General features: G+C 65.1%; 11 protein-coding genes. 7 read left to right on the plus strand and 4 right to left on the minus strand.

Translation table 11 applies throughout. The annotated features are described in order from the left end of the window. The first annotated feature begins 238 nt into the window (after positions 1-238). The 5 genes from RMO18_RS08550 to RMO18_RS08570 are packed head-to-tail and all read left to right on the plus strand — an operon-like array spanning position 239 to position 4,863. Positions 239-1,531, plus strand: a complete 1,293-nt coding sequence (locus RMO18_RS08550) for an FAD-dependent oxidoreductase (protein ID WP_309665242.1) — start codon at positions 239-241, stop codon at positions 1,529-1,531. Continuing rightward, the gene (locus RMO18_RS08555; protein ID WP_309665243.1) at positions 1,531-2,289 is read left to right on the plus strand and encodes a DUF1365 domain-containing protein; all 759 of its coding nucleotides are present in this window, start codon (positions 1,531-1,533) and stop codon (positions 2,287-2,289) included. The genes RMO18_RS08550 and RMO18_RS08555 overlap by 1 nt, the downstream gene beginning before the upstream one ends. After that, entirely contained in the window at positions 2,289-3,560 is a 1,272-nt protein-coding gene (locus tag RMO18_RS08560; RefSeq protein WP_309665244.1) for an MFS transporter, read from the plus strand. Before RMO18_RS08555 ends, RMO18_RS08560 begins: the two co-directional genes overlap by 1 nt. Continuing rightward, on the plus strand, positions 3,557-4,126 hold the full coding sequence (locus RMO18_RS08565; protein ID WP_309665245.1) for a DUF3833 domain-containing protein: 570 nt from the start codon (positions 3,557-3,559) through the stop codon (positions 4,124-4,126). Before RMO18_RS08560 ends, RMO18_RS08565 begins: the two co-directional genes overlap by 4 nt. Continuing rightward, positions 4,123-4,863, plus strand: coding sequence for an SDR family NAD(P)-dependent oxidoreductase (locus RMO18_RS08570; RefSeq protein ID WP_309665246.1), 741 nt, complete (start codon positions 4,123-4,125; stop codon positions 4,861-4,863). The genes RMO18_RS08565 and RMO18_RS08570 overlap by 4 nt, the downstream gene beginning before the upstream one ends. A 99-nt stretch (positions 4,864-4,962) precedes the next feature. On the opposite strand, the gene RMO18_RS08575 is transcribed toward RMO18_RS08570, so the two are convergent. After that, positions 4,963-5,088 carry a hypothetical protein gene (locus RMO18_RS08575; RefSeq protein ID WP_309665248.1) on the minus strand — a complete coding sequence of 42 codons (126 nt, stop codon included), beginning with the start codon at positions 5,086-5,088 and terminating at the stop codon, positions 4,963-4,965. A gap of 90 nt (positions 5,089-5,178) precedes the next feature. Between RMO18_RS08575 and RMO18_RS08580 the strand changes: the two genes are divergently transcribed. Then, positions 5,179-5,964 (plus strand): cupin domain-containing protein, encoded by a 786-nt coding sequence (locus RMO18_RS08580; RefSeq protein ID WP_309665250.1) that lies wholly within the window; start codon positions 5,179-5,181, stop codon positions 5,962-5,964. Positions 5,965-6,047: 83 nt separating this feature from the next. Here RMO18_RS08580 and RMO18_RS08585 read toward each other — a convergent pair whose 3' ends face one another. Then, positions 6,048-7,355 (minus strand): transcription antitermination factor NusB, encoded by a 1,308-nt coding sequence (locus RMO18_RS08585; protein ID WP_309665251.1) that lies wholly within the window; start codon positions 7,353-7,355, stop codon positions 6,048-6,050. A gap of 67 nt (positions 7,356-7,422) precedes the next feature. Here RMO18_RS08585 and RMO18_RS08590 point away from each other — a divergent pair, with 67 nt between their 5' ends. After that, the gene (locus RMO18_RS08590; protein WP_309665253.1) at positions 7,423-7,590 is read left to right on the plus strand and encodes a DUF1674 domain-containing protein; all 168 of its coding nucleotides are present in this window, start codon (positions 7,423-7,425) and stop codon (positions 7,588-7,590) included. 17 nt (positions 7,591-7,607) lie between these two features. On the opposite strand, the gene RMO18_RS08595 is transcribed toward RMO18_RS08590, so the two are convergent. After that, positions 7,608-7,973, minus strand: coding sequence for a dihydrodipicolinate reductase (locus RMO18_RS08595; protein WP_309665254.1), 366 nt, complete (start codon positions 7,971-7,973; stop codon positions 7,608-7,610). Between the two features lie 90 nt (positions 7,974-8,063). Then, a partial coding sequence (locus tag RMO18_RS08600; RefSeq protein WP_309665255.1) for a dihydrodipicolinate reductase C-terminal domain-containing protein occupies positions 8,064-8,325 on the minus strand: 262 nt, incomplete at its 5' end.

Raw genomic sequence — 8,325 nt, forward strand, 5'->3', positions numbered from 1 at the left:
CAGTCGAATCCACCGCGCTCCGGTCGCAACAACCCGTTGTGACTTTTCGGTAGATACACTCATAGCGGTTTCGCTGGTGTCAAACATCATGCCAAATATACGCAGCACAATGCCGGGCGGATCACTGCGGCAGAAGAAGTCTTGTGGACAGGGGAACAAGGCGGTGCAGACCGGCGAAGGTGATCTGATCGGCGATACCGCCCGTAAACCATCAAGAACAGAACTGGAAAGCCGCTAAATGCCATTCGAGACTCCTGGCCAAGCCCCCCGTCGCATCGCAGTCATCGGTGGGGGCATATCGGGCATGGCGGCGGCGCATCTTCTGGCCGATCAGCATGCTGTCGTGCTGTATGAGGCCGAACCGCGCCTTGGCGGCCACGCGCGCACCGTGCTGGCTGGCAAGCGGGGCGATCAGCCGGTCGATACCGGCTTTATCGTCTACAACCGGGTGAACTATCCGCATCTGGTGAAATTGTTCGAGAAACTTGCCGTCCCGGTCACCGAAAGCACGATGAGCTTTGGTGCGTCCATCGACGGCGGTCGCATCGAATATGGCCTTGCGTCACTGGACGCGATCTTTGCGCAGCGCCGCAATCTGCTGCGCCCTGCCTTTCTTCGCATGATCCGCGACATCGTGCACTTCAACAAACATGCCGAAGCCAATGCCACCGACCCCGGCATGACGATCCGCGATCTTCTGGCCCAGCTTGGCACCGGCCCGTGGTTCCGCGACCATTACATCACGCCCTTCTCCGGCGCGATCTGGTCCACCCCGCTGTCGGGCATTCTCGATTTTCCCGCGCAGGCGCTGGTGCGGTTCTTCCGCAACCATGCGCTGCTCGGCTACGACGGCCAACATCAGTGGTATACCGTGAAGGGCGGCTCGGTCGAATATGTCCGCCGCTTGCAAACGGCCATGCAGGCGCAAGGTGTCGACATCCGACTGTCCGCCCCGATTGCCGGGGTCCGGCGCGAAGACGGGTCGGTGCAGGTCCGCGCCCAAGGTGGCGAGTGGGAGCTGTTTGACGATGTGGTCTTTGCCACCCATTCGGACGTCACCCTGAAACTTCTCGCCGATCCGACCCCGGCGGAAACGGCTACTCTGGGCGCGGTGAAGTATCAGCCGAACCAGGCGATCCTGCATTCCGACACCTCGATGATGCCGAAGTCGCGCAAAGTCTGGTCCAGCTGGTCTTATGTCGAACCGAAAGGCGGCCCCGGTGCCAAGATCGACCTGACCTACTGGATGAACTCCCTGCAGCCAATCCCGCAGGACGACCCGCTGTTCATCACGCTCAACTCGACCCGCCCGATCCGCGAAAACCTGATCCATGATGTGAATACCTTCCATCATCCGGTATTTGATGTGGCAGCACTGGCCGCACAGGAAAGCATCCGCGCAATGAACGGCACCCTGTCCACCTGGTTCTGCGGCGCGTGGATGCGCAACGGCTTTCACGAAGACGGCTTTGCCTCTGCGGTCGACGTGGTCGAAGCGATGGCGCGCGCACCCGCGCGACAGGCCGCCTGATGCAGGTCGAACGGATCAGCGGCGAGACGTTTCATGGCCGCAAGGGTGCCGTGAAGAACGCCTTCCGATACTCCGTCGATTACCTGCTGCTGGACCCCGACCATGCGACCGGCCCGGCACTGTTTTCCCGCAACGCCCGCAACCTGATATCGGTCCATGATGCCGATCATGGCGGCGTGCCGGGGCAGGGCAGGGGCACCGCCTGGGTGCGTGAGGTACTGGCTGAACATGGCATTGACGCCCCCCAGCGCATCCTCCTTCTGGCCCAGCCGCGGGTGATGGGCCATGTCTTCAACCCGGTCAGCTTCTGGCTCTGTTATGATCACCTTGGTCATTTGCGCAGCGCAATTGCCGAAGTATCCAACACCTACGGTGACCGGCATTCCTACCTGTGCCACCGCGACGATAACGCGCCGATCACCCGTGAAGACACCCTCCGCGCCCGCAAGATTTTTCACGTCTCACCGTTTCAGCCGGTTGAAGGCAGCTATGCCTTCCGGTTCGACATCCGCGCCGACCGCGTGGCGATCTGGATCGACTACACCACCCAGTCCGGTGGCCAGTCCGGTGGATTATTCACCAACCTGATCGGCCCGCGCGTGCCGCTGACCAACACCGGCATTCTCGCCACCTGGCTGCGCCGACCGTTCGGATCGCGCCGGGTACTGGCGTTGATCCACTGGCAAGCCCTGAAACTGGCGCTGAAGGGGGTCAAGTTTCGCAACCGTCCCTTGCCGCCCGGTGAAGACGTCTCCTGATGCAGACCCATGCCCCTGCGCCAGCTGGCCTCCCGGCATGGTCATTGTTTGCCGCGTTGATCGCGTCGGCTGGCCTGCCGATCTACATCCATGCGCCGAAGTATTATGTCGATACCTATGGGGTGTCGCTTGGCTCGCTGGGCATTGTGCTTGCGCTCTTGCGGCTGTTTGACGTGGTGCAGGACCCCGTTCTTGGCTGGTTGGCCGAGGTGGGGCGCCGCACGCGTGCCCTTTGGGTGGCGCTTGCCGCGTCGATCATGGCGCTGTCGATGGTCGGCCTGTTCGCCGTCACACCGCCGGTGGCCCCGTTGCTGTGGTTCGCCCTCACGCTCACCGGCCTGTTCTCCAGCTTTTCCTTCCTCACCATCTGCTTTTACGCCGAAGGCGTCGCCAAAGCGGCCGAGCTTGGCCCCGGTGGCCACATCCGCCTCGCCGGCTGGCGCGAGGGCGGCTCGTTGCTTGGCGTCTCGCTTGCGGCAGTGGCCCCGGTGGCGCTGGCCGGCCTGACCGGCAATCCGTTTGCCACCTTCGCTGCGGCTTTCGTGGCCCTCGCTCTCGTCGCCACTTTGGCGATGCGCAACAACTGGGGCAGGGGTACGCCGCTGCCGCCCTCCAGCCCCTTCGCCCTGTTCCGCCCCGCCTTGGCGGATCCGCTGGCCCGCCGCCTGTTGCTGATCGCACTGCTGAACGCCTCACCGGTCGCCGTCACCTCCACCCTGTTCCTGTTCTTTGTCGAAAGCCGGCTTGCAGCACCCGGCTGGGAAGGACCGCTGCTCCTGCTGGTCTTCTTGTCCGCCGCCGCCTCCACCCCGGGGTGGAGCACCCTTGCCCGGCGCTACGGGGCAAAGCGAACGCTCCTCGCCGCGATGACCCTCGCCATCATGGCGTTCCTGTGGACCACCCTTCTTGGCCCAGGCGACGCCATTGCCTTTGCCATCATCTGCGCCGCGTCAGGCGCCGCCCTTGGCGCCGACCTCACCCTGCTTCCCGCCATCTTCGCCCGCCGCCTGTCACAAATCGGTCAGGGCGGCGAGGCGGCCGCCTTCGGCCTCTGGTCCTTCGTGTCGAAACTCGCGCTGGCGCTTGCCGCCGCCACCTTGCTTCCGATCCTCGACCGGGCTGGCTTCAAACCCGGCGCGGTGAACACCGAAACCGCCCTTCTGACCCTCAGTTTGATCTATGCTGCCCTGCCTTGCGTATTGAAGATAACGGCCATCACCCTGCTTGCCCGCACCTCGGTGCCCGAACCCAAAGAAGGCCTCTCGCCATGACGCCCCTTGCCGCCGCCCTGTTTGGCGTTCTGCTGACCCTGGCCCTGCTGTATCTGCGGACCGCCTTTGCCTCGTTCCGCGCGCAACGCCCGTCCGATTACAAAGACCTTGGCCCGCAGTTCGACCTGCGCCAGCACCTCAGCGGCCCGATCCAGTGCGAAGGGCTGATCTACGGCCCCACCGGGCGCGTCACCTCGCGCTTTGTGGCCGACATGCACGGCACATGGGACGGCAACTCCGGCGTCCTGTCCGAAACGTTCCGTTATGACAGCGGCACCGTGCAAGACCGCGCCTGGACAATGCGGCTCGGCAATGACGGCGCGATCGAGGCGACTGCGCCCGACGTTCTTGGCCACGCCTCCGGCCGCGCCGAAGGCTCCGGCGTGGTGCTGCGCTACCGGATCCGCCTGACGCCCGAGGCGGGGGGGCATGTGCTCGATGTGACCGACTGGATGTACCTCATGGAAAACGGCACCATCATCAACCGCTCGCAATTCACCAAGTTCGGCATCAAGGTCGCCGAACTGGTCGCCACCATGCGCCGCATCCCGGTGGCCGCGACATGAGGGATTTCAACGCCAAACGCTACTGGCTGGTGGGTGCCTCCGAAGGCCTCGGCCTGGCCCTCGCCCAAAAGATGAGCCGCGCCGGGGCCGAGCTGATCCTCTCCGCCCGCAACCCTGACACCCTTGCCGCCGCTGTCGCCAGCCTGCCCGGCAAAGCCACCGCCCTTCCCGTCGACGTAGGCTCCGCCGACAGCGTGCGCGCCGCTGCGGTCAGCCTCGGTGCCATCGACGGCGTCGTGTTTCTGGCCGGGGTCTATTGGCCGGTCGATGCAAAAGCATGGGACGCCGACCAGGTCGAAGCGATGTGCAACATCAACTTCACCGGCTGCGCCCGCGTCGTGGGCGCGGTCCTTCCCGCGATGGTCGCGCGTGGCACCGGCCATGTCGTGATCACCGGCTCGCTGTCCGGCTTTCGCGGCCTGCCGGGTGCCATCGGCTATGCCGCCTCCAAGGCAGGCACGATGGTGCTGGCCGAATCGCTGTATGCCGACCTGCGCCGCAGCGGCATTACGGTGCAGCTTGCCAACCCCGGTTTCATCAAGACCCGCCTGACCGCAAAGAACGATTTCTCCATGCCGTTCATCATGGACCCCGAAGCCGCCGCCCGGTTCATGTTCGATCACATGCAAAGCAACCGCTTCAAGATCAGCTTCCCCACAGTGTTCAGCTGGCTCTTCCGTGGCTCCAATGCCCTGCCGGACTGGCTCTACTACCGGATGTTTCCGCCAAACCCCTGACTGGGGTAAGCGCACCAAAAGTGCTTCCTCTTCGCCAAATATCCCACGGGGGGTGCGGGGGGTGTGAAACCCCCCGCCCTTTGCGGCAAGCGCAACGCCTCAGAACGTCAGCGTCGCCGCCCCCGCCGTGATCCAGCCATTGGCTATCGTGAACCCCGCCGAAGACAACTCCGAGGCAATCCCGTTGGTGATCATCACCACCAGTTTGTCTGTCTCGCCCGTCATGATATCCTCCGTGCAAATGCCTCTTGGAAAGTCGATGCGGGCTTATTGCTGCCCGGGGGGACGAAGTCTTTGGCCGGTTCACCGAAAAACTTGATCGGAAGTCCCGCCACCGCAGACCTGCTGTCCGAGGCCGTGCGCCGCATCCGCATTTCTGGCTCGCTACAGTATTGCTTCATGCCGTCCGGTGACTGGACCACCGATGCCACCCCGGCACCTTGGCGGCCAAAGGACGCGATGGGTTTTCACATCTTTGCAGCCGGGTCATGCGGGGTCGATCTTGCTGGCATCGGCAGCCGCCTTGAACCGGGCGATATCGCCGCAGTCCCGTTCGGCACGCCGCATGTGCTTGGCGGCGGTGCCGGCGTGCGGCTGATCGACCCGGGCGGCGATCTGCCGGCGCACCCCTGGGCCACCATCCCGATCCTGCGCTCCCCGGATGCAGGCCCGCAGGTCCGCATCCTGTGCGGCTATGTGCAATGCGACGCGATGCCCTTTGCGCCGTTGCGCAATGCCCTGCCCACATTCCTTCATGTCCGCACCGCAACGGCGGGTCAGACCGACTGGCCCGCCGCCACCATCGCCCAGATCGTGACCGAGGTGGATCAACCGCAACCCGGCGGGCCTTCTGTTCTGGAACGCCTGACCGAAGTCGCGTTCCTTGAACTGCTGCGCCGCCAGTTTCAGACCCCGGCTTCCGGCCCCACTGGCTGGCTTGCAGCCATTGCAGGTCCTGCGGTTGGTCGCTGCCTTGCCTTGATTCGCGCCGATCCGCGCCGCGACTGGACGTTGGACACCCTTGCAACCGCCAGCCGCCCGTCCCGCTCCGCGCTGTCACGCCGCTTTGAAACCCTGCTCACCACTGCCCCGATCCGCTAGCTGCGGGGCTGGCGGCTTCACCTCGCCTCGGTCGATCTTGGCACCACGACCCGACCAATCGCCATCATCGCCGAGGCGGCAGGCTATGGCACCGAAGCCACCTTCAGCCGCGCCATGAAGAACCCGTCCATCCCGCCGCGCTCGGCCCAGTAATCCGGCCGCAGCCGCAGGCCTCCGCCATCGGTCCACCACTCCGGCGCCACCCCCGGCAGTGCCACCTGCTCCACCCGCAGGCCCGGATGCCGCGCCAAGGCTGCGGCAAGCTGCGCCTCACCCTCTTCGGGCAGCAGTGAACAGGTGGAAAACACCAGCCGCCCCCCCGGCTTCAGCCATCCCAAGGCCCGGTCGATCAGCGTCGCCTGCAGCGCGACCAGCCCCGGCAATTCCGACCCGTCCTTCACGAACGGCAGGTCCGGGTGCCGCCGGATCGTGCCGGTGGCCGAACACGGCGCGTCCAGCAAGATCGCGTCAAACCGCTCCTCCGGCTCCCATTGCAAGGCGTCCGCGATCACCAGTTCCGCCTTCAGCCCGGTCCGCACGAGGTTCTCCGCCACCCGCGCCATCCGCGGGCCCGAGATATCAAGCGCCACCACCTTGGCCCCGGTATCGGCCAGTTGCATCGTCTTGCCGCCCGGTGCAGCGCACAGATCCAGCACCCGCTCTCCCGGCTGTGCGCCGACCATCCGCGCGACCAGTGCGGCAGCGGCGTCCTGCACCCACCACGCCCCTTCGGCAAAGCCGGGCAGGGCGGTCAACTGCCCACCCTCCGCCAGCCGCAGACTGCCAGTTGGCAACACTTCGCCTTCGGGGACCACCCTCCCCGCCCGCAACGTCAGATCGACACGTGGATGCCCGGCCTGCACCGCCTCGATTCGCTCCACCGCTTCGCGCCCGTGCAGATGGACCAGCGGCTGGCGCAACCAGCGTGGCATCCGTTGTGGCGGCAATCCATCGAAAAGGGTCTTCTCAGGCCCAGTCTCAGGCCCAGTCTCTAGCCCAGCCTCAGGCTCAGCCCTTGGCGCGGCTTCGGGCATGGTGGCGCGTAGAACGGCGTTCACCAGCCCCGCCAGATGCCCGGTCCGGTTGCCGCGCCGCACCATTTCGACCGCCGCGTTCACCACGCCATGCGCCGGGGCACCCATCGCGCGCTCCACCACCGCCAATCGCAGCACATTCATCGCCAGCAGTGGCGGCGCCTTGCGCAGATGCCGCGACAACACCTTGTCGGCCGGTTCCAGATGCCGCAGCACATCGGCAGCCAGCCGCATCGCCCGCGCCCGCTCGCTTGGCGGCAGCTCCGGCTCCGGCAGATCGGCCAGCATCCGGCCTTCGCCGAGCACCGCACCCAAAAGTTCCACCGCTGCCGCGCGCGCGGCCACACCTTCGGCCATACCGTTCCCCTTGCTGCTTGTCGCCAGCGGCGTATATCACCAGATGAAGCGGCACAAGGAACGCCTGATGGACCCCAAAGACCTGCCCCCCGCAGCCCAGCGCGCCCTGACCGAGGCGGAGGAACGGCGAAAAGCAGCCGCCAAACCCCTGCCAAAGGAACTTGGCGGACGGGACGGGCCAGAACCCGTGCGTTACGGCGATTGGGAAAAGAAGGGCCTCGCTGTCGACTTCTAGCGGTCGTCTTCTAAGGCTCAGCGCACCTTGAACGAGGCGGAATCGCCTGCGCCACGATCAACGGTAAAACGCAGGACCTCACCGCCCCGCGTCTCGACCAGCTGGCAATTGTAGTCGATTTCCATGCCGCTCCAGTCCATCTCGCGGCAGAAATAGCCGTCCTGCCAATCCCACGACCCGGTGATGTCCCAACCCAGTGCGCGGCCAGTAATCTGGCCATCGGGCAGCACGTTCAGCGTCAGGTTATACAGCCCGATCCGCAGATCACGGCCCTCAACCAATGACATGAACTGCGATTTGTCGCGAACTTCGGCAAAATCGTCGGCGGCGACGGGGGCTGTGACACTCACCCCAAGGGCAAAAGCTGCAAGATAACGGATCATTTCACCCTCCCAAAGTCACACGGCTTGGACTCATACGCGTCGCGCAAGCGGCTGGATCACCGGGTCATGATGGCCAATTCGTTGCGCCGGTCAAAGCCCCAGCACATCCATCATGTCATATTGCCCCGGTTTCCTGCCTTGCCCCCAGATCGCAGCGCGGATCGCACCTCGGGCAAACACCGTGCGGTCGGTCGCCACATGGCGCAGCACGATCCGCTCGCCATCCGCAGCAAAGATCACGTCATGTTCGCCCACGATATCGCCGCCCCGGATCGCCGAAAATCCTATCGTCCCACGCTGCCGCGCCCCGGTAACACCATCGCGCCCTGATACCATCACGCTGTCCAACGCC

This window comes from Tabrizicola sp. (assembly GCF_031377265.1).
In the GTDB taxonomy this organism is placed as follows: Bacteria; Pseudomonadota; Alphaproteobacteria; order Rhodobacterales; family Rhodobacteraceae; genus JAUYQR01.

Coding starts and splice junctions, on each gene's coding strand:
- RMO18_RS08555 (WP_309665243.1), top strand. CDS start 1,531: ATGCAGGTCGAACGGATCAGCGGCGAGACGTTTCATGGCCGCAAGGGT.
- RMO18_RS08570 (WP_309665246.1), top strand. CDS start 4,123: ATGAGGGATTTCAACGCCAAACGCTACTGGCTGGTGGGTGCCTCCGAA.
- RMO18_RS08590 (WP_309665253.1), top strand. CDS start 7,423: ATGGACCCCAAAGACCTGCCCCCCGCAGCCCAGCGCGCCCTGACCGAG.
- RMO18_RS08560 (WP_309665244.1), top strand. CDS start 2,289: ATGCAGACCCATGCCCCTGCGCCAGCTGGCCTCCCGGCATGGTCATTG.
- RMO18_RS08585 (WP_309665251.1), bottom strand. CDS start 7,355: ATGGCCGAAGGTGTGGCCGCGCGCGCGGCAGCGGTGGAACTTTTGGGT.
- RMO18_RS08565 (WP_309665245.1), top strand. CDS start 3,557: ATGACGCCCCTTGCCGCCGCCCTGTTTGGCGTTCTGCTGACCCTGGCC.
- RMO18_RS08550 (WP_309665242.1), top strand. CDS start 239: ATGCCATTCGAGACTCCTGGCCAAGCCCCCCGTCGCATCGCAGTCATC.
- RMO18_RS08575 (WP_309665248.1), bottom strand. CDS start 5,088: ATGACGGGCGAGACAGACAAACTGGTGGTGATGATCACCAACGGGATT.
- RMO18_RS08595 (WP_309665254.1), bottom strand. CDS start 7,973: ATGATCCGTTATCTTGCAGCTTTTGCCCTTGGGGTGAGTGTCACAGCC.